Below are 19,664 nucleotides of genomic sequence, written 5' to 3' on the forward strand. Positions count from 1 at the left end.
CCCAGCGGTACACCCAGGCACTCGGTATCGGCGTCAGCACCGTGTACCTCGCCGACATCCAGCAGAACCGGCTGTTCCCCCTCGGCGCCGGTGCCGACCGGACCGGTGGGCCGGCCCCGCCACTACTGCGGATCGGCGGCCTTCGCCTCGGCCTCCTCCATCGTCGCCGAGGGCTCCGGCCGGGCCAGCGCCACCACCAGCTCCCCGGCGTCCACCTCCGCGATCAGCGTGTCCCCCTCCTGCACGGTGCCGTCCAGCAGCAGGTTGGAGATCCGGTTGTCCAACTCCGACTGGATGGTGCGGCGCAGCGGCCGTGCCCCGAACTCCGGCTGGTAGCCCCGGTTCACCAGCCACTCCTTGGCCCCCTCGGTGACCTCCAGCCGCACGCCCTGCGCCTTCAGCCGGCGCCGGCTGCGCTCCAGCATCAAGTCGACCACCTCGAGGAGGTCCTTGCGGGAGAGCGCGTGGAAGACGATCACCTCGTCGATCCGGTTGAGGAACTCCGGCCGGAAGTGCGTCCGAAGGTCCCGCATCAGGTCGTCCCGGATCTCGTCCACATCGCCCGCGTGGTCGAGGATCCGCTGCGAGCCGATGTTGCTGGTCATGATGACCACGGTGTTGCGGAAGTCGACCGTACGCCCCTGGGCGTCCGTCAGCCGTCCGTCGTCCAACACCTGGAGCAGCAGGTTGAAGACGTCCGGGTGCGCCTTCTCCACCTCGTCGAACAGCAGCACGCTGTACGGCTTGCGGCGGACCGCCTCGGTGAGCTGCCCCGCCTCGTCGTAGCCGACGTACCCGGGCGGGGAGCCGACCAGTCGGGAGACGGTGTGCTTCTCCTGGAACTCGCTCATGTCGAAGCGGACCATCCGGTCCGGGTCGCCGAACAGCAGCGCGGCCAGCGCCTTGGCGAGCTCGGTCTTGCCGACGCCGGTCGGCCCGAGGAACAGGAAGGACCCGGTCGGCCGCTCCGGATCGCCCATCCCGGCCCGGCCGCGCCGCACCGCCTGGGCGACCGCCGTGACCGCCTGGTCCTGCCCGATCACCTTCTGGTGCAGGTGCTCCTCCAGCTTGAGCAGTCGCTCGCGCTCGGTCGCGTTCAGCTCGGCGACCGGGATGCCGGTCCGGCCCGAGAGCACCTGCGCGATGTCCTCCGCGGTGACCGCGACGACCTCCTCGCGCGACTCCCGGATCGCGGCCAGCTCGTCCTCGGTCTGCCTCAGCTCGGTCTTGAGGTTGGCGGCCCGCACGAACTCCTCGTCCGAGACGGCCTCCTCCAGCTCCCGGCGCAGCTTGGTGATCCGGTCCTGCACCGGCATCGCCTCGGTGGAGCCGCTCAGGCTGCGCAGCCGCACCCGCGCGCCGGCCTGGTCCAGCAGGTCGATCGCCTTGTCCGGCAGGAAGCGGTCGCTGACGTAGCGGTCGGAGAGGTTCGCGGCGGCGTCCAGTGCCTCGTCGGTGAACCGCACCTGGTGGTGCGCCTCGTACGCGTCCCGCAGCCCGTGCAGGATCTCGACCGTCTCCTCGACGCTCGGCTCGGGCACCAGCACCGGCTGGAAGCGGCGCTCCAGCGCGGCGTCCTTCTCCACGTGCTTGCGGTACTCGTCCAGGGTGGTGGCGCCCACCACGCTCAGCTCGCCGCGCGCCAGGGCCGGCTTGAGGATGTTGCCCGCGTCCATCGAGCCCTCGCCCCCGCCACCCGCACCGACCACGGTGTGCAGCTCGTCCAGGAAGAGGATCACGCTCTTCTCGGCCGCCGTGACCTCGTCGATCACACTCTTCAGCCGTTCCTCGAACTCGCCCCGGTACTTGGAACCCGCCACCAGCCCGGTGAGGTCGAGGGCGACCACCCGCTTGTCGCGGAGGCTCTGCGGCACGTCCCCAGAGACGATCCGCTGCGCCAGACCCTCCACGATGGCGGTCTTGCCGACGCCCGGCTCGCCGATCAGCACCGGGTTGTTCTTGGTACGGCGGGAGAGGATCTCGACGGTCTGCTCGATCTCCTCGGCCCGCCCGACCACCGGGTCCAGCCGGCCCGCCCGCGCGTCCTCGGTCAGGTCGCGGCCGTACTCGTCCAGGGTGGGCGTCTGGCTCGGGTGCGCGCCGGTACTGCTGCGCTCACCACCCGTTCCACGCCCCTCCATCACCGTGCGCAGCGCCTCCTGCGAGGGCGCCGCGTTGCGCAGGGCCACGCCCGCGCCCGAGCGCTCCTCCTCCAACAGCGCGCCGAGGATGTGCTCCGGCCCGATGTACGAGGCACCGGCCTCCTGCGAACGGGCGTGCGCGGCGAGCAGCGCGCGCTTGGCGGAGGGCGTGAGCGCCGGGCGCCCGTCCGACGCCTGCGCCCCGTCCCCGGAGGGCAGTTCCTTGCCCAGGTCCTCGGCGAGCTGGTCGGGGTCGATGCCGGCCCGCTCCATCATCCGGCGCGACACGTCCACCCGGGTGGCGGCCCAGATCAGGTGCGCGGTGTCGAGATCGCTGCTCCCGTCCTCGGTGGCGCGTTGCGCGGCGAGCGCCAGCAGCTCCTGCGAGGACTCGCTCAGCAGCCGCCCGATCGGCACCCGCTGCACGGCGGGCGGGGAGGCCATCGGGCTCATTCCGAAGAACCGGCTGAGCAGGTCGGAGAACGGGTCGCTCGATCCGAACGGGGGCATGGTCACCGTGGTTCACCTCTCCCAAGCAGTCTGGGCCCACACAAACACAGCCCTCCGGCGCCCGCCTCCCGGGCGGACCCGCTCGGCTTGCCGCCCCAGGTGACCGTCACGTGCCCCTCAGGTGCCCGTCACCTGGTCGAGCAGCACACCGCCGCTGTAGGTGACGGCCATCGCCAGCATGCCGCCCGCCACGTTCCGCAGCACCGCCCGCACCACACCGGCGCCGCCCAGCCGGGCGCTCACCCAGCCCGACGCGGTCAACGCCAGCAGCACGGCCAGGACCGTCACCCCCAGCCGCCAGGACTCCGGCGGCAGCAGGACCGCGAGCAGCGGCACCAGTGCGCCCAGGGTGAAGGCGGCGGCGCTGGCGAACGCCGCCTGCCAGGGGCTGGTCAGCACCTTCGGGTCGATCCCCAACTCGGTGTGCGCGTGCGCGGCCAACGCGTCCCGCTCGGTGAGCGCCACGGCCACCTCGCGTGCCAGGGCGTCGTCCAGCCCGGCGCCGCGGAAGAAGTCGGTCAGCTCGTCCAGCTCCCCCTCCGGGTCCTCCGCCAGCTCGCGCCGCTCCTTCGCCAACGCCGCCTGCTCGGTGTCCCGTTGAGTGCTGACCGAGACGTACTCCCCCGCCGCCATCGACATCGCCCCGGCCAACAGACCCGCCACCCCCGCCACCACCAACGCCGTCCGCGACCCGGACGCCCCGGCAACACCGGTCACGATGCCCGCCGTCGACACCACCCCGTCATTGGCCCCGAGCACGCCGGCCCGCAACCAGTTGAGCCGCGCCGACAGCTCGGCCCGGCTCCCACCCGGCTCGGACACGGCAGCCTCCCCGGCCACCGGGGCCTGTCCGTCCATCAGCGACCACCTCCGATCATCCCTCGGGGCTACCCGCTCCCCCGATGATCACTCAGCCCGCCCTCGCCCGCACGTCCACCGGACCGACACCGCCCCTTGGCGCGCAGCCCTTCAGGCCCCTGGCTGAACCACCTCGCCCACCTCTTGGATCCAGGACGCCGGCACTCCGGAAAGCACCACCCGGCCGCCACGCACAGCCATCCATCGCCCGAGGACTCCGCCCTCCGACCACCCCGCTCCGAAGCACCCCTGCCGCTCTGGCCGGTCGGCGAAGCCAGCGTGATCATTTAGGAGGATTTCAGGAGCCGGGCCCGCCCAGTCGGACGACAGAGGCCCTGAGAGCCGCTGCCGGTTCACTCCGCACACGACTGCGGCCCGGGTCAGGACCTCTGTCCTGACCCGGGCCACAGCCTCGGTTATACCCAGTGAAGAGTGAGCACGGACGGTTTCGAACCGCCGACATCTGCTTTGTAGGCCCTGGCATACGCACCGTGCGCTGACCCGCGCCGCGCCTGGCCTACCGGTTCTCCGGCTTCCTCACCGCCTGCACCCACGACCGGCCGCCACGTACCGCCCGATCCGGCACGCCAGTGGTACGCGGACTGCCACCCACGGCAAGCTCATTCGAGGCGACCTATTCTGGCCGGGCATCCGGAAGGCATCCATAGAATAGATTCGAGGCGACCACGAGCCATTCGGGACTCTTGCCATCAAGTTGGATCTTCACCCCGGTCGACGCACTCACCAGGGTCCCTAGAAGTTCTTGCTTTTCCTCGATCAAAAGATCAAACTGTCGGTCCACTGCCAAGTAGACGCCGGAGATCCACTCCCAGATTTCAATCTCACGCTCCCTCATGCTTGGAATATCGCGCTGAAATGTCGAGACGGCCTCATTCCACGTCTGAGGAAAGACCTCCATCAGGGCCTCATTGATCAGGCGCACTCGACTTAGCTGCGTCTTTGTGAGCGGCTCAAAAAGCAAGGGCATGCTGATCAGGCGTCGCGGGTCAACCTTGATCGAAGACTCCCTTGCCAGCCGCTCAGCTGCAGCAATCCGCGACAACTCACTGTAGCGCCGGGGGCTTGCAACCCGCATAATCTCAAGCGCCACCTGCATAGGGCTTTGATTTCCCACAACGAGGGCAACCCGGTCGGCAAGATGGGGGCTGTACTTCAGAACGTCAGATCGGGTCAAGTTATACCAAATTGGCAAGATCCTTTTCGGACGCCCGGACTCCAGCGCGATCAGACTCCTGAGCTCGTACTCCGGCCAGGCCTTTTTGAGGAAGTTTGGGCTCAGAATTACGGCACCATACCTTGCAGCCTTGAGCCCACTGTCGATCGCCCCGGAGAGGCTGTCGCCAATGGAAAGGGACTGCTCGTCGTACCACACTCGAAGGCCGAGGCGACCGAGCGCACTGTAGAGCGGACGCACAAGATCCCCCTTGTCCTCGGAGGCGTGCGAGATGAACAGATCATGTTTGGCCACGAGCCCTCCCCGACTGAGTTATCGTCAGTGTGACACATAGGGCAGGCCGATCGAGCCGCTTGGGCTCGACGCGGCGGCCGAGTGGCCCTGGTCTTGCTCGACGCAGGTCCCGGTCCTGACCGGTAGTGACCTGTACCCATGTCCTCCCGTCTGGCGCCGCGGGGCGCACGACAGGAGCAGCGGCGAGCGGCCTGGGCCGCGCGCCGGCGCACCGTGCGCGCCCTTGGACCGTGAAGAGCTTTGCGCGCAGCGACTTCCACCTCTTGCCCTGTTCCTCCGTCTGCCGTCCGAACCTGCCCGGCTGTCTGGCTCGCCGCGTTCCCGCGCATCGGTCCGTGGGCATGCTGATCCCGTGTCAGGGAGGGGCGGGGAATGACGGACCTGATGGTCAAGCTGTGGCGAGTTCCGGGTAAGGAGCGGCTCTATGTGAACAAGGCCGGCCCTCGTGGCGGATCGGTGGCCTGGCTGGACTGCAAAACAGGCGTGGTCACGGTGGACCTCCCGGATTTCGAGGCCATCGCGCTGGCCAAGATAGAAGAGTGGTGCCGCTCCTTCGGCAGTCACGTACCTCCGCGAACCGTGCGAGGCCGAGAAGGGAGCGGCCGGCCACCGAAGGCGGTTCCCGTACCGCAACCTCGGGCGGCGGTGCCCTTCCTCCCTCCCCTGCGAGAAGCGGACGACCTCGCACGGAACCTCCCCGGCGCCGGTCTGGAGAGCCTGGTTCGCGCGGGCGAGGAGAAGTACAACCTGCTCGTCCGCCTGGCCGCCAAGATTTCCCGGCAGCGCCTCGGCGACACGAGCACCCTCCGGGGGCTGGAGGGCGAGCAGATCGTAGGCACCCACTTGGAGTCGCTGAAAGCCCTCGGCTGGAAAGTCCTGCACGGCGTGCCGCTGCCGTCCGGATCGGACATCGACCATGTCGTGATCGGCCCGCCGGGCGTATTCACGGTCAACTCGAAGCACCACCCCGGCGCCACGGTGTGGGTCGGCGACAAAATCGTGAAGGTCAACCGCAACGGCTTCCCGTACGTGGCGAACGCCGAGTTCGAGGCGAGTCGCACCGCCACGCTGCTGAGCGAGTGGTGCGGCTTCGACGTCCCCGTCCACCCCGTCATCGCCGTCGTGGGTGCTCAGAAGATCACGCTCGGGGCGGCGCCGGAGGTAAGCGTCATCGACGGCGAACAGATCGCCGCGACCCTGCCCTCCCGACCAACAGCGCTGACGCCCGACCGGGTGGAGCGGATCTTCACGGTGGCCCGCCATCGCCATGTCTGGAGCCATCTGGGCAAGCGCGGGAAGAAGCCCCGCTGACAGCTGGGCCGACGTTCAGATCCGCTCGACCGGCTCCACTGATGTCGACCCGAAACATCAGATGCCCCGGACCGCTCGCGGTCCGGGGCATCTGTGCTGTGGGCGCGGACGGTTTCGAACCGCCGACATCTGCTTTGTAAGCCTTGGTGTGCGACACCCTCTCCGACCTGCGCCGCACCTGGCCCTGCCCGCCCCCGGCCACCGCACCGCCAGCACCCACCGCCGACCGCCACGTACCGCCCGTTCTGGCACGCCTGTGGCACGAATGCTGCCCCTTGATGCGAACTGTCGGTAGGCGGTCGTCAGGGCTTCACACGCTGGCCAACGCGGCCACAGGCACCTTCTAGAGCAGCTGCGATCATGGCGGGGCGATCGATCGGACTGCCGGGTTTAGCTTGGCGCGAACAGGTGCACGCGAGGTGCCCGGTTCAGCTGTTGGAGGGAAATTTGGGCTTACCTCTGCGCTGGCGAGTGCGCCATGATAGTACGGTCTCAGAGCCATCTGAGGCGCCTTCCGTCCAGGAGGACAACGAAACTGCTACCAAGGTGAGAGCCATGCTGCTGAGGTTCCGAGTCACGAACCATCGGTCCATCCGTGACACCATCGAGCTCTCCATGACTACGGCCGGCTTCTCGGCGAGTCGACCCGCTGATGGCGACTGGCGGCCGGTCACTAACCGCGTTGCTGGAATCTTTGGCGCCAACGCATCAGGTAAGACGAATATTCTTGATGCGCTGGATTTCGCGCGTCAAGCCGTCCAGAATTCGGCACACTGGACCGAGTTCCCGCATTCTCCGTTCTTGCTTGACGAAACATCCAAGAATGATCCGTCGGCATATGAGATTGACTTCACGGTTAAAGACATCCGATACACTTACGGATTTGAGTCCGGTGGATCGGGAGTCGAATCCGAGTGGCTATACAGCTACCCTTCAGGGCGGAAGAGAGTACTTTTCGAGCGAGGGGCATCGAATGACATCGAATTCGGCCGAAGCCTGAAGGGCGAAAACCAGAGGATTGCCCGAGTTATGGGGAGTCACAGCCTCTTCCTTTCGGTGGCCGCACACTGGAAGCATAAAGAGCTTGGCAGGATCCAGCACTATGTTACGAGCCACTTCGACTATGTTCCGTTCTCCGAGCAGCAGCAGGCTGGTCGAATCCGATCCATCAGGAAGTGGATCGAGGATGACTCGGTCCGACGCAAGGCGGAAAGTCTCTTGAGGTTTGCGGATCTGGGAATCTTGCGGATCTCGGCAGAGTCCAAGGAGATTCCAGAGGGACAGTTGGACGGGATTCGCCGAGTCTATCAGGCGATAAGCACGGTCATTTCCAGCGCCGAGTCATCGAACTCGGCCGGGGGCTCTGTGGATGATTTCATCGCAGAGCAGCAGAAGGAAATCGGGTTCTGGCATTCCATCGGAGATGGTAGCGAGTACCGTCTGGATATCTCTCGGGAGAGTGCCGGAACGGTCTCATGGCTGTCTCTTGCTCTTCCTGCGCTGCGCGCCATCGAGTGGGGCGGGATTTTTGCAGTTGATGAAATCGACGCAAGTCTCCATCCAAAGCTAGTCTCGGCAATGATTGAGCTGTTCAAATCACCCGAGTACAACCAGACCGGCGCTCAGCTCATCTTTGCTTCGCATGACACTTCCCTCATGGGCCGCCTCTCCGGTGGTGACCTTGGGAGAGAAGACGTGTGGTTCACGGAGAAGGATCTGGACGGGGCCACGGACTTGTATCCGCTGACGGATTTTCCGGTGAAAAGCGATCACAACATCGAACGCCGCTACCTCAGTGGCCGATATGGGTCTGTGCCACAGATTTCCTGGCAGGATTTCCAGCGCGCTCTTGAAGTGGGGCGATAAGGAAATGAGGGGGCACACGAGACGTGGAAGTCATGAGCTCAAGAAGCCACGCGACCGAAAGGTGGCCGGGAAGAAGATCTTGATTGTTACTGAGGGCACTAAGACTGAGCCCCAGTACTTTGAGGGACTGGCCAGGCACCTCAACTCGCGAGCAGTCCAGGTGATCTCAGTAAGGCCTGTCGGCCTCGGGAAGGATCCGCTTTCGGTGGTCAAGGAAGCCGTCATCCGGAGAACGCGCGAGCAGCGAGCAGGCGATCCCTTCGATTCAACGTGGTGCGCCGTCGACGTGGACGACCATCAGTCACTTGAGGCTGCATGCTCCCTCGCTCGGAAAGAGGGTGTATCGCTCGCTATTAGCAACCCTTGTTTCGAAATCTGGCTCCTCTGGCACTTTGCTGACCAAATAACCTGGATAGCCGGCGCCGAGGCATTAGCGAGACTCAAGGGGCGCCACGGATTCTCGGGAAAGAACCTTCCCGAGGAATTTCCATTCTCTAGCTACGAGGATGCAATTCGGCGTGCCATGCGTTGCGAGTCGGCATCCGTTCCGCACCGACCGCCAAACCCGCATAGCTCGGTGGCGTTGCTGGCTGAGGTTCTGCGGCAGTCAAGCATGCAGCGATAGTAGGCGTTGATTGTTGCCGAGTATGAGCGCTGGACGTGGGTTCACCTTTACCTCGGTAGTTGCCACCTAGAATTCCCAAGCGAGGTGAGCGACAGAGTTCCCGCGCGGGCGGTGGAGCGGTTTGGCCGGTGTCCTGTCTGGTCTGGGGTCGAGCATGATCGGGGGGCCGTAAGCTGTTGCGACTCGGTCAGGGCTTTTGGGCCTGACCGCAATTTGGCCGAGTGACCCCCCGGTCTTGCTCGACGCGGGTCCCGGTCCTGGCAGGTGGGCAAAACCGTGGAGCCGCCCGTCACCAGCCACGGCCGGTAGTGACCTGTACCCATGTCCTCCCGCCTGGCGCGGCCGGCCGCCGCCGTCGCGGGGCGCAGACAGGAGCGGCGGCGAGCGGCAGGGCCGCGCGCTGGCGCGCCGGGCGCGCCCTTGAACCCGTAGAGAAGAGTTTTACGCATCCCTCCTCCCCTTCACCCGCCCCTCTCACCTCCCCCTCCCCCTGCTCCTGGGCCCGCTGGCCGCCTATGATCGGCAAGCTTTGACCTGACGGTTCTTCACCATCCTGCGCGGGGGCCATGGATACGATCACCCAGCTTGTGACCATCGCGGCCGTCGTTCTCGGTGGGCTCACGACGTACCTGACGAACAGCCTGATGGAGCGAAGCAGGCGCAAGGACGGGCTGCGGCTCCGGTGGGACGAGAAGAAGCTGGACGCCTACGCCGACTACGTCGGGCAGGTCCGGACCACGATCCACATCTCAGTCCTCCTGTACGAAGTCCGTGAAGAGATCCGGCAGATGCCTCGTACTGAACACGAGCTGTCGATGGAGCTGACCGAGGCTGGTGGGGACCAGGCCAAGGCCTTCGAGCGGGTCATGCTGCTCGCCGGCGACGAGGTGATCGAGGCAGCTCACGCGATCCAGGAGACTCTTGCAGCGATCGGCTGGCAGGCTCGCGGGATGGTCGGCGGCACTCTTGCTGACTGGCGGGCCTTGCACACCGAAGCGTTCAAGGCGATCAACCGGTTCCATGAAGCTGCTCGCGCCGACCTTGGCGTCGGGGGCCGCTTCGAGGGTGACCGACACACCGCTCGTGGGCTCCTGCTGCCTGGCGCCCGGACCGCCGGCGAGTCGACCGACCGAGCCTGAGCCCTGGCAGCAAGACGGCCCCAGCGAACTGCCGGGGCCGGTCCTGCCGCATCGCGCTCAGCTGGCGTCGATCCGCCAGTTCTCCAGCGCCAACAGCGCCTCCGCCCTGGCCTGGACGACCGCCATGCGGGCCGCTCGCTCGATCTCCTGGCTGTGCGCCGCCTGGTGGGTGCTCTGCCCGGGCCACTTCCGGTACAGCAGACCAGTCTCCTCAATGAACCACCCGCGGCTGACGGCGTTGAGCGCCAGCAGTAGCCCAGTGTCCTCGGACGCCGGCAGTGCCATCCACCCGCCGAGCGCGAGCAGTAGATCCCGCCGCACACACAGCGTCGCCGGGTGCACCTGGGCGCGGAAGTTGTGCGCCTTCCAATGAGCCAGCACCTCGCCGCGCTCAACCGATCCGGCCGGCGGGTCCCGGTCGAAGCCCACCGTGCTGCCGTCCGGCAACAGGTCGAGCACGCGGGACGTCGTCCACGCCACGTCCGGCCGGCTGGTGAGCACAGCAAGATCCCGGGCCAGCGTCCCCGGCGGAAGCATGTCGTCGGCGTCGAGCACCTTCACGAACTGCCCGGTGGCCCGGGACAGCCCCATCGTGCGCGCCATGCCCGCCCGCCCGTGCCGGCCCTGGCCGAAGCTGATCCGAGCGTCGTCCGGGACATGCGGGGCAACGTCGTCGGTCTCGCTGTCCTCCTGGATCACCCACTGCCAGTCCCAGCCTTCCGGCAGGTCCTGATCCAGCAAGGACTTGTAGGCGTCAGCCAGATACTCGGCGCTCGGGCCGTGGACGGCTGTGATGACGGTAACGAGGTTGGTCATGCTCACCACCTGTTCAGCTTGGTTGTGTAGACCATCTCGGTACGGTCACCCGGGAGCACCACATCGGCGACCTCGACCACGCGGTCTGTCGTGTCGATGCAAGTCTTCCGGAGGACGATCACGGACACACCCATCGGCAGGCCGAGTTCTTCGGTCTCCTCCGGCGTCGGGGGCCGGGCGTGGAAGGTCTCGACGATGCGGTCCAGCTCGATGCCGACGCTGAGGAGCTGGTTCTGGGTGCCGCCCGGCCACGGCTCCTGGTCCTCGCGAAGCAGGTCCGGGTTCTCCGCGATCATGTCGAGTACGAGGTAGGACCGGGCGACGTTGAACGGTGCGCGCTCCTCGCTGTAGCGGGTGCGGTAGGTGCGCTGGAGCAGGATCGTCCCCTCGGGGACGCCGAACGCGGCGGCGAGGTCGGCATCCGCCGGCATCTGTTCGTACTTGGCCGCGAACACCAGATCGTTCACGGTGAGCCCGGTGTCGTGCTCGGTGGCGCCGGTCTTCAACCGCTCCGCCTCCGACTCGCGGGCGCGGTCCTTCTCCCACTGATGCCGCAGATTGTCGCGCGTGACCGGGGTCGGCTGTCGGCGGACGAACGTGCCCCGACCGTGCTGCTTGTCTACCAGCCCTTGCGCCTGAAGCACTCCGACCGCCTGGCGCACGGTCGGGACGCTCACCTCGTAGATGTCGGCCAGCTCAGTCTCGGCGGGGAGCCGCTCGCCCGGAGGCAGGGTTCCGTCGTCGATCTGGGCCGTGAGCTTGGCCGCGATCTGCTCGTAGCGCTTCGCCATGGTGCTGGTCACCGTCCTGTCGAGGTCTCCCGCTCATCCTAGGTCCTAAAGAGGTGTTGACGACTAGCTGATGAGCCGTCATAGTCATGGGGACAGCAACTCCTAATGAGGACTTGAAGACAAGATCTCATGAGGTGCTGATGACACCCGGTATCTGCCGTGGTGAGGCTGCTCCGAGGGTCGATAGCTCCCCCCGGACCAGATGAAGGAGCCCAGCTCATGCGCTTCATCCCCGTCGACACGACCGCCGCGCTGGTGATGGTCGCCCAGACGCCCCGCCCGAAGCTCAAGGACCGCCGCACCGGCGAGATGGCTATGGACACCGAGACCGGCGCGCCGCTGGTCACCCTGGACGTCACCTTCGTGGCCAACGGCGAGGCCGACATCCTGTCCCTGACCGTCCCGCAGCCGGGCATCCCGGACGGTCTGGCGCCCGGCATGCTGGTCAGTGTCACCCGGCTCATCGCGCGGCCGTGGGAGAACGAGTTCAACGGTCAGAAGCGCTCGGGCATCGCGTTCCGCGCCGACGCCGTGACCGTCACTTCCGCTCCGGCCTTCGCCGGCGCGAGCGCCTGATCGCCATGGACGCCTTGACGAGGGCGCTCCTGGAGCTGGGCGTCCCCGCTGCGGCCCTCGGCTCCGGCGCCCTCTACGCGAGGGCCAAGCTCCCGCGGACCTACTGGGCGACCGTCGGCCTGCCGCTGACCGTCCACCGCATCCGGCGCGACTACGAGAACGTGATGGAGGCGTGCGGCCTCACCGTCGAGCCCTCGTTCTGGCGGGTGATGGCCTCCTCGGCCACCAACCGACCGGCGCGCCCCGCGATGCCCAAGATCCGCAGCATCACCGCCAGCTCGACCGGTCTGCGGATACGGCTCCGGCTCGCCCGCGGCCAGGAGACGGCCGACATGCTGAACGCCACCGAGCGTCTGCGGCACGCCTGGGGTGTCCACGCGGTGTACGCCTCGGAGGTCAAGCCCGGCGTGGTGGACCTGCGGGTGGTCGGCTTCGACGTGCTGCGAAACGTCCGCATGCCGCGACGGGCCACCGCCAAGTCCGCCGGCCTGCTGCGGGTCCCGGTCGCAGTCCGGGCTGACGGAACCGTCCACTACCGGGACTTCCGGCAGGTGCCCAACGGGCTCAATCTCGGCGCCAACCAGTCCGGCAAGTCGATGTTCACCCGGAACCTGGTCCATGGCCTGGCCGCTCAGCCGGTCGCCCTGGTGGGTATCGACTGCAAGCGCGGTGTGGAACAGCGCCCCTTCGCCCCGCGGCTGTCCGCCCTGGCCACCGATCCGGGCGAAGCGCTCGGACTGCTGCTGGCGCTGCTGGTCGAGATGGACGACCGGTACGACCTGATCCGCGCCCATCAGGGTGTCCCCGGCTCGGTAGCTGCTGAGGACGTGACCGCCGACATCTGGGACCTCGCCGCCAAGGTCCGGCCGGTGCCCATCGTGGTCCTGGTGGACGAGATCGCGGAACTCTTCCTCGCCGCCGGTAAGGCCGATGAGGAACGCCGGAACCAGATCGTCATCGCGCTCATCCGGCTCGCCCAACTCGCCTGCGCCGCCGGTATCTTCCTGGAGATCTCGGGTCAGCGCTTCGGCTCGGAGTTGGGCAAGGGTGCGACGCTGCTCCGTTCCCAGCTCACCGGCCGCACTGTCCACCGCGTCAACGACCTGGAGACCGCGCGCATGGGCCTCGGCGACATCTCCGAGACGGCCATGCTCGCCGCTACCCGGATCAGCCCCGACATGCCCGGGGTTGCTGTCGCCGGCGACACCTCGGGCCGCTGGTCCGAGATCCGCACGCCGTATCGCTCGCTTTCCGAAGTCGCTGACCGCTGCGCGAACTTCCGTCACCTGGTGCCGACGCTGCCGCGCCTCGCGGCCTTCCGCCCGCAGGGCGCATCGGCTGCCGCTGCGGTGAGCGTCCCGCCGATGCCCTCGGCGCCGCCGATCTTCACCCCGTTCCCGGCCTCCGAGTAGAGCCCCCGCCCACGGTCGGCGTGACCGCCCCACGCCAAGTCCCTACCCCCGCCATGCCCCGAACCGAAGGAGAACGCCCGTGTCCCACAAGCCCTCCATCGCCGAGATCGGCGCCTTCATCGGCCGGCTCAAGGCCAACGCTGAGAGGGGTGCCAACCCCGGTCCGCTGCTGGCTGATAAGGCCGACCTGTTGGAGCGCATCGCCAAGGCCAACCCGGGCGACCGCGACGCCGCCGAGGTCGCCCGCGACGCCCGTGCCGCCGCCCGCGCCCAGCGCGTGAACCGGTGACCGCCGTGGCCGCCCGCAAGCGCCCGTCGGCGCCCAAGCCCGCGCCCTGCCAGCCCTGCGAGGGCACCGGTCAGATCACCGAGGTCGTCTACACCGGCCGCGGCCCGCACCGCCGCCGGCTCGCCGAGCAGGAAGCCACGTGCCTCGACTGCCTCGGCACCGGGGTCGCCATGGAGGTGCACCAGTGATCCGGATCCGCGTGACCTGCGACATCGACTCCGTGGCCGTTGTGGTCGCCGACCTGTGCCGCCTCTGGAGGGTGCACGACGTCAAGGAGTACCCCGCCCGGGACCCCGGCCAGCGCCGTGTCTACATCACTGCGTCCCGCCGCGCGACCCGCACCAGGTAGCACCCACTCGCCAAGACCGGGCGGCCCACCGCCGGCTCGCCCGGTCTCCGCCCCACCAAACTGGAGGTGAACCGACATGCGCCGACTCCCCAAGCTGGACGCCGTCCTGGCGCAAGCGGTGATCGCTGCCGCACTGTCCTTCGCCCACCTGCACGACCTCGCAGAGTCCGCCGGTCAGGCCGGCTGGAAGTCGTGGGCCTACCCGGTGTCCGTCGACCTGCTGCTCGTCGCCGCCTGGCGCCGGCTGCGGTCCGGGGCCTCGGTCCGGCTCGCCTGGTGCTGGTTCGTCATAGCCCTGGCCGCCTCGCTCGGCGCCAACATCGGCACCGCAGGACTGCTCGACCTCGGCAACGCCCCGGCCTGGCTCCGCGTGCTCGTCGCCGGCTGGCCCGCTGCCGCATTCCTGGGCGGGACCCTGCTGGCCCACTCGACCGCCGTGCCCACGCCGGACGCCGCACCGGTTGAACCGGAGCAGGACGGCCCCGCGGCTGACGAACTGCCGCCGCTCTACTCCCCGGCCGCCGAGCCGGTGACCGAGCCGACCCAAGTGCTCCCGCCGCCTCCCGTCCCGGAGCTCGCCCCAGTTCCTGCACCGGACCCGACTCCGGAGCCAGCTCCCGCTGCGGCCCCGGCCGTCCCGTCCTTCCTCCTCGATCACGCCCGGAAGGTCGCCGACGACCACCGCACCCGCACCGGCAACCCGATCGACGCCGCGACTCTCCGCACTCGGCTCGGCATCAAAGATCCGCTCGCCACGGCCCTCGTCGCCGAACTCGTCTGAAGGAACGGCCTGATGAACATCTCGCTGCCCCTCCTCCCGGTCCTCGCGCTCATCGCCTGGTTCATCGTTCGGAATCTCCGCCTGCGCTGGTGGGCCGTCGCCGCACTCGTCCTCCTCGGCTTCTACCTCGCCGGCTCCTCGGCCGGCCCGCTGATCGACAAGACCACCCGCGACGGTGTCGAGGTCATCAACAAGACCGGCGCCAAGTAGCCGACCAGATCGGAGAGTTCGCATGAACGTCACACTCCTGAACCTGCCGCCGCTGGTCACGGTCGACGGCTCCGGCCTGGCCGCCGAGATCGAGGCGTACTTGGCCACGCTGCCCGCCCCGGTCCGCGTCCCGGTCCCGTACATCTCTCCGCTCGGCTCCACCGTGCAGCCCTGGAACTCCGGGTACCCGCTTCCGCAGCTCACCCTGCTCGACCGGCTCACCCGGCGCCCGGCTCGTCCGGTCCCGGTGACTGCCAGCGACCACCTGCGGCTCGTCTCCCGGTACATCACCGCCGTGGGCTGGTTGCAGGGCGCCATGTGGGACTCCGCCGGCCGGGTCTGCCTCGTCGGCGCCCAGACCGCCGTCCTCGTCCACGGCTACGGCACCCCGACCACCGTCCAGACCGCCCGGGTTCAGCTCATGGAGACCCTGCACGCCACCGGTCGCCCCGTGCGCTCGCCGGACGAGTTCAACGACAGGTCCACCACGCGGCAGGCCGACATCCACCACCTGCTCGACCGCGCCGCCGCCCGCGCTCTGTCGCTCGGCCTCTGACCTCCCCGGGGACGGCCAACACGCCGCCATCATCCCGCCGTCCCGGAGATCGCAACCCTCCACCGCCCATCACGAAGGACCGCTCATGGATCTGCCCACGATCTTTGCCGCCGGTGCACCGCTGATCGGATGGACCACTCACAGCGCCTGGCTGCACCACCGCCTGGCCACCGCCCGCCGCGACCCGCTCACCGGGCTCCACACCCGCGACGGCTTCACCACCCGCGCCCTCCGGTTGATCGAGCACTACCCCGACCGCGCGTCGGTGCTGCTGATCGATCTGGACGACTTCAAGGCGACCAACGACACCCACGGCCACGCCGCCGGCGATGCGGTACTCGCCGCCACCGCCGAACGCCTCACGAGGTGTTCGCCGTGGCCGAGGCGATCGGCCCTCGCTGGCGGGCCCTGGTCCTGCTGACCGCGTTCACGACGCTGCGCTTCGGTGAGCTGGCCGCGCTCCGCCGTAGGCACGTCGATCTGGATGGCCGGTTCGTCCGGGTACAGCGCAACCAGGCAGAGCTGAACACCGGACGGTTGTACGACAAGGCACCGAAGAGCCGCGCCGGCTTCCGGCCAGTGGCCTTCCCCGCCGAGATCGTGGCCGACATGGCGAATCACCTCGACCACTTCGCCGGCGCCGGGCCGGATGGGCACCTCTTCATCGGCCCCCGCGGCGGGAAGCTCCGTCGGAGCAACTTCCGGGACGACTGGATCCGGGCCCGCACGGCCGCCGGAGTGAGTGAAGATGCCCACTTCCACGACCTCCGACACACCGGGAACACCCTCGCCTCGCAGAACGGGGCCAGCGCCCGAGAGCTCATGACCAGGATGGGCCACAGCAGCACTCGGGCCGCACTGATCTACCAGCACATGACCAGCGACCGGGACCGCGCCATAGCCGACCGCATGGGTGAAGCCGTCCGTAAGGCGCTCGGCCGGCAGGACCCGCCGCTGGAGGCATCTGGCACGCCGGTGGCACAGCCCGACTGAAACCCCGGAAACGACTAAGGGCCAGTTCGCGAGGATCATTCCTCCGAACTGGCCCTTCTCCGCTGTGGGCGCGGACGGTTTCGAACCGCCGACATCTGCTTTGTAAGAGCAGCGCTCTACCACTGAGCTACGCGCCCCCCATCGCGGCCCGGTGGGGGCACGACGACTGCCTAGGGTACCTGGTTCGGGGGGTGGTGCGGTGCAGGTGGTCGGGGAGTGGGACGGGTGGGGGTGCCGGTGTGGTGGGGCGATCGGGAACAATGGGCAGTGGATCAGCGGTCGGAACAGGGAGCGCGCAGTGAGGGTGGCCGGCGGGAGCGGGTGGGGGCGGCGGCGGCCGGGGAGTGCGGTGGCCGAAGCACTGGTGTTGCCGCTGGTGGTGGCGGGTGCGCTGGGTGCTGTCGGGGCGGCGTCGTTCGGTGCGGGCGGGGGCTGGTGGGGCCGGCGGGGCGGCGAGGGGGTTCGGGCGGACGCGAAGGCGGCCCGGGACGCGGCGCAGCAGGCGTTCTACGAGCTGGACTCCGCCCAGCGCGAGGTGCGGCTGGCGGTGGAGACGGTGCGCGCGGCGGAGGACGGTGCGACCGCTCGACGGGCGGCGGCGGACTTCGAGGCGATCTCCGGCCGGATCGACCAGGTCACCGTGAACTACCTGGCGGCGCTGGACGCGCACGACCTGGACGCCGAGGAGCTGGAGTCCGGTGCGGCGGCGCGGGCCCGGCACCAGTTGCAGGACGTGAAGGGGCAGCTCGGGTCGGCGCAGGCCGAGCTGAACGACTTCCTGCAGCGGTTGCAGCCGGTGCTGCAGCACGCCGAGTCGCAGCTGATGCGGGTGACCCCGGCGGTGGAGCAGGCGAAGCGGGCGCTGCTGACCGCGACCACCACGCTGGAGGCGGTGCGCGGTGCGGGGCTGAAGGCGGACGACCTGGCGGCCCGGCTGGCCGAGCTGAGCCCGGAGCTGGGCCGGCTGAACGAGGGGGCCGGCCGGCACGGGGTGGCGGCGACGCTGCAGCGTGCGGAGCGGGTGAAGGAGCGGGCCGACGCGATCGCGGCGGATGCGGAGCACCTGCCGGAGCGGGCGCGGGAGATCGACCGTCGGGTGGCCAGTCTGCGGACCCGGATCCAGGCGCTGGAGACCAAGGCGGGCACGGTGGAGCCCGCGCTGAGCGAGCTGCGGCGGCGGTTCGCCACGGCCTGCTGGCAGGACCTCCAGCGGGTGCCGGACCAGGTGGCGGAGGCGGGGCGCGCGGCGGAGCAGAAGCTCGCCGAGGCGGCGCGGGCGCGCGACGAGCAGCGCTGGGCGGACGCGACGGGCGCGATCGGCACGGTGCGCGCCCTGCTGGACACGGCGGACGGCTCGGTGGTCGCGGTGAACGAGCGGCTGCGGCAGCTGAACGAGGTGCAGCACGATCCGAACCGGGAGATCGAGCGGACCCGCTTCGCGCTCCGGGACGCCCAGCGGCTCGCGATGGCGGGGCGGCAGGCGCCGGACCCGCGGCACGCGGCTCCGCTGGACGCCGCGGTCGGCCGGCTGGACGGAGCGGTGGCGGCACTGGAGGCCGCCGGCCGGCACCCCGACTACTGGCACTTCCTGACCGAGCTGGCGGCGGTGCGGGAGACGGCGGCCCAGGTGGTGGAGCTGATCCGGGAGGATCTGGGCGGGCACCGGTAACGCGGGGCACGGGTAGCACGGGACACGAGTAGCGCGGGGCACCGGTAACGCAGGACACGGGTGCCGCGGCACGCGGTACCGCAGCGCACCCGTACCGCAGGACACCGCTGACGCGGACACCCTGCGACGCCGGCCCGCGCCGGGCTACCCTGCGGGTATGCCACGCTACGACTTCCGCTGCCGCTCCTGCGGCGCCACCTTCGAACTCCGCCGCGCGATGGCGCAGGCCAACGACCCCGCGGTCTGCCCGCAGGGCCACCAGGACACCGTGAAGCTGCTGTCGGCCGTCGCCGTCACCGGCGGCGCGTCCGGCGGCGCCGCGCAGCAGGCCCCGTCCGGTGGCGGGGGTGGCTGCTGCGGCGGCGGTTGCTGCGGCTGAGCGCGGCGCGGAACGCCGGGGGCCGAGGCCTCAGCCGTTGACGACGGCCTCCACCGGGCCGGCGTCCACTCCGCCCCGGACCCGGGCCAGGAACTGACGGATGATTTCCTCCCCGGCCGCCACGCCCACCTGGTCGAGCGCGGTGACGCCGGGGGCCGTCCAGCCGCTGTCGGCGAGTTCGCCGTGGCCGGGGCGCCAGGCGGCGTCGGCGGCGAGCAGCAGGTCCGCGTCGAGCAGCGAGTCGCCGGCCGCGAGCACGGTGGCGCCGCCGACCCGCCGCTCGACCTCGGCCAGCGCCGCGCTCTTGCTCAGCGGCGCCGGCACGGCGTAGACCTTGCGGCCCTGCAGCGAGACGGTCCAGCCGCGCTCGGCGCACCAGCCGGTGAGCTCGTCGAGCCAGCCCACCGGCAGCTCGGCGCGTTCGACGACCAGGTAGGCGAACAGCTCGTCCGCGACCCGCCGCTTGTGCGTCCACTCCGGGTCCGCGCAGAGCGCCAGGTGTTCGACCACCTCGGCCAGCGGCACCGAGGCGGTGGCCAGCCGGCCGGCCACCTCGCTCTGCCAGTCCTCGTCCGGGACGCCGTCGACGAGCAGCCGGCCGCCGTTGCTGCAGATCGCGTAGGCGGGGATCCAACCGGGCGTCGGGCCGGGCAGGTTGACCCGCTCGTACTGGGTCCTGGTCCGGGTGGTGGCGGGGACGAGGAGTGCTTCGCGGGCGAGTTCGACGAGCAGCTCGGCGGCCTGCTCGGTCATGAACGAGAGCGCCTTGCCGTCGTGCACCTCGACGGAGAGCAGCCGGGGTGCGAGACGGTCGGGCACGTCCAGGGCGAGGGCGCGGTTGCTGTAGATCAGGGTGCGGTCGAGGTCGCTCGCGACCAGGAAACCACTGGGACTGCTCATCGGG

General features: G+C 69.1%; 20 protein-coding genes, 1 tRNA gene and 2 pseudogenes. 16 read left to right on the top strand and 7 right to left on the bottom strand.

The genetic code is table 11. From position 1 onward, the window contains the following. Positions 1-122: 122 nt before the first annotated feature. The 3 genes from ACWDRR_RS06385 to ACWDRR_RS06395 form a co-directional block, all read right to left on the bottom strand. On the bottom strand, positions 123-2,651 hold the full coding sequence (locus ACWDRR_RS06385; protein WP_449771238.1) for an ATP-dependent Clp protease ATP-binding subunit: 2,529 nt from the start codon (positions 2,649-2,651) through the stop codon (positions 123-125). A 117-nt stretch (positions 2,652-2,768) separates the two neighbouring features. Beyond that, complete coding sequence (locus ACWDRR_RS06390; RefSeq protein WP_449771045.1) at positions 2,769-3,509, bottom strand: VIT1/CCC1 transporter family protein; 741 nt, start codon at positions 3,507-3,509, stop codon at positions 2,769-2,771. 634 nt (positions 3,510-4,143) lie between these two features. After that, on the bottom strand, positions 4,144-4,998 hold the full coding sequence (locus ACWDRR_RS06395; RefSeq protein WP_449771046.1) for a toll/interleukin-1 receptor domain-containing protein: 855 nt from the start codon (positions 4,996-4,998) through the stop codon (positions 4,144-4,146). A gap of 372 nt (positions 4,999-5,370) precedes the next feature. On the opposite strand from ACWDRR_RS06395, the gene ACWDRR_RS06400 reads away from it, so the two are divergent. From ACWDRR_RS06400 to ACWDRR_RS06415, 4 genes are all read left to right on the top strand, one after another. Further along, positions 5,371-6,309 carry a nuclease-related domain-containing protein gene (locus ACWDRR_RS06400; RefSeq protein WP_449771047.1) on the top strand — a complete coding sequence of 313 codons (939 nt, stop codon included), beginning with the start codon at positions 5,371-5,373 and terminating at the stop codon, positions 6,307-6,309. Between the two features lie 555 nt (positions 6,310-6,864). After that, a complete protein-coding gene (locus tag ACWDRR_RS06405; RefSeq protein WP_449771048.1) occupies positions 6,865-8,175 on the top strand; it encodes an AAA family ATPase in 1,311 nt (436 codons plus the stop codon). Between the two features lie 4 nt (positions 8,176-8,179). Next, a complete protein-coding gene (locus ACWDRR_RS06410) occupies positions 8,180-8,800 on the top strand; it encodes an RloB family protein (protein ID WP_449771239.1) in 621 nt (206 codons plus the stop codon). 566 nt (positions 8,801-9,366) lie between these two features. Continuing rightward, a complete protein-coding gene (locus ACWDRR_RS06415) occupies positions 9,367-9,939 on the top strand; it encodes a hypothetical protein (protein WP_449771049.1) in 573 nt (190 codons plus the stop codon). Positions 9,940-9,996: 57 nt separating this feature from the next. Here ACWDRR_RS06415 and ACWDRR_RS06420 read toward each other — a convergent pair whose 3' ends face one another. Together ACWDRR_RS06420 and ACWDRR_RS06425 are read right to left on the bottom strand one after the other, a co-directional pair. Continuing rightward, positions 9,997-10,755, bottom strand: coding sequence for a glycosyltransferase (locus ACWDRR_RS06420; RefSeq protein ID WP_449771050.1), 759 nt, complete (start codon positions 10,753-10,755; stop codon positions 9,997-9,999). A 2-nt stretch (positions 10,756-10,757) separates the two neighbouring features. Continuing rightward, entirely contained in the window at positions 10,758-11,546 is a 789-nt protein-coding gene (locus tag ACWDRR_RS06425) for a GntR family transcriptional regulator (protein ID WP_449771240.1), read from the bottom strand. 219 nt (positions 11,547-11,765) lie between these two features. On the opposite strand from ACWDRR_RS06425, the gene ACWDRR_RS06430 reads away from it, so the two are divergent. The 10 genes and pseudogenes from ACWDRR_RS06430 to ACWDRR_RS06475 form a co-directional block, all read left to right on the top strand. Continuing rightward, positions 11,766-12,122, top strand: a complete 357-nt coding sequence (locus tag ACWDRR_RS06430; RefSeq protein ID WP_449771051.1) for an SCO3933 family regulatory protein — start codon at positions 11,766-11,768, stop codon at positions 12,120-12,122. Between the two features lie 5 nt (positions 12,123-12,127). Beyond that, positions 12,128-13,534 (top strand): FtsK/SpoIIIE domain-containing protein, encoded by a 1,407-nt coding sequence (locus tag ACWDRR_RS06435; protein ID WP_449771052.1) that lies wholly within the window; start codon positions 12,128-12,130, stop codon positions 13,532-13,534. A gap of 79 nt (positions 13,535-13,613) precedes the next feature. Next, on the top strand, positions 13,614-13,823 hold the full coding sequence (locus ACWDRR_RS06440) for a hypothetical protein (RefSeq protein WP_352289675.1): 210 nt from the start codon (positions 13,614-13,616) through the stop codon (positions 13,821-13,823). Between the two features lie 5 nt (positions 13,824-13,828). Next, positions 13,829-14,011: a hypothetical protein gene (locus tag ACWDRR_RS06445; RefSeq protein WP_449771053.1), complete on the top strand. Its 183-nt coding sequence runs from the start codon at positions 13,829-13,831 to the stop codon at positions 14,009-14,011. Then, the gene (locus ACWDRR_RS06450; RefSeq protein WP_449771054.1) at positions 14,008-14,172 is read left to right on the top strand and encodes a hypothetical protein; all 165 of its coding nucleotides are present in this window, start codon (positions 14,008-14,010) and stop codon (positions 14,170-14,172) included. Before ACWDRR_RS06445 ends, ACWDRR_RS06450 begins: the two co-directional genes overlap by 4 nt. 76 nt (positions 14,173-14,248) lie before the next feature. Beyond that, entirely contained in the window at positions 14,249-14,953 is a 705-nt protein-coding gene (locus tag ACWDRR_RS06455) for a DUF2637 domain-containing protein (RefSeq protein ID WP_449771055.1), read from the top strand. 12 nt (positions 14,954-14,965) lie between these two features. After that, on the top strand, positions 14,966-15,163 hold the full coding sequence (locus ACWDRR_RS06460) for a hypothetical protein (RefSeq protein ID WP_449771056.1): 198 nt from the start codon (positions 14,966-14,968) through the stop codon (positions 15,161-15,163). A 22-nt stretch (positions 15,164-15,185) separates the two neighbouring features. Further along, complete coding sequence (locus ACWDRR_RS06465) at positions 15,186-15,719, top strand: DUF6197 family protein (RefSeq protein ID WP_449771057.1); 534 nt, start codon at positions 15,186-15,188, stop codon at positions 15,717-15,719. 85 nt (positions 15,720-15,804) lie between these two features. After that, positions 15,805-16,029 (top strand): annotated as a pseudogene (locus tag ACWDRR_RS06470) (diguanylate cyclase domain-containing protein); the annotation flags it as partial. Further along, positions 16,005-16,712: pseudogene (locus ACWDRR_RS06475) on the top strand (tyrosine-type recombinase/integrase); the annotation flags it as partial. The pseudogenes ACWDRR_RS06470 and ACWDRR_RS06475, both read left to right, overlap by 25 nt. Before the next feature lie 65 nt (positions 16,713-16,777). Here ACWDRR_RS06475 and ACWDRR_RS06480 read toward each other — a convergent pair. Continuing rightward, positions 16,778-16,849 (bottom strand) — tRNA-Val (locus tag ACWDRR_RS06480). Between the two features lie 212 nt (positions 16,850-17,061). On the opposite strand from ACWDRR_RS06480, the gene ACWDRR_RS06485 reads away from it, so the two are divergent. Both ACWDRR_RS06485 and ACWDRR_RS06490 read left to right on the top strand, forming a co-directional pair. After that, positions 17,062-18,381: a hypothetical protein gene (locus ACWDRR_RS06485; protein WP_449771058.1), complete on the top strand. Its 1,320-nt coding sequence runs from the start codon at positions 17,062-17,064 to the stop codon at positions 18,379-18,381. 157 nt (positions 18,382-18,538) lie between these two features. Then, positions 18,539-18,760, top strand: coding sequence for an FmdB family zinc ribbon protein (locus ACWDRR_RS06490; protein ID WP_449771059.1), 222 nt, complete (start codon positions 18,539-18,541; stop codon positions 18,758-18,760). Positions 18,761-18,790: 30 nt separating this feature from the next. Here ACWDRR_RS06490 and ACWDRR_RS06495 read toward each other — a convergent pair whose 3' ends face one another. Further along, complete coding sequence (locus ACWDRR_RS06495; protein ID WP_449771060.1) at positions 18,791-19,660, bottom strand: HAD family hydrolase; 870 nt, start codon at positions 19,658-19,660, stop codon at positions 18,791-18,793. Positions 19,661-19,664: the final 4 nt, after the last annotated feature.

Source organism: Kitasatospora sp. NPDC003701 (genome assembly GCF_053587085.1).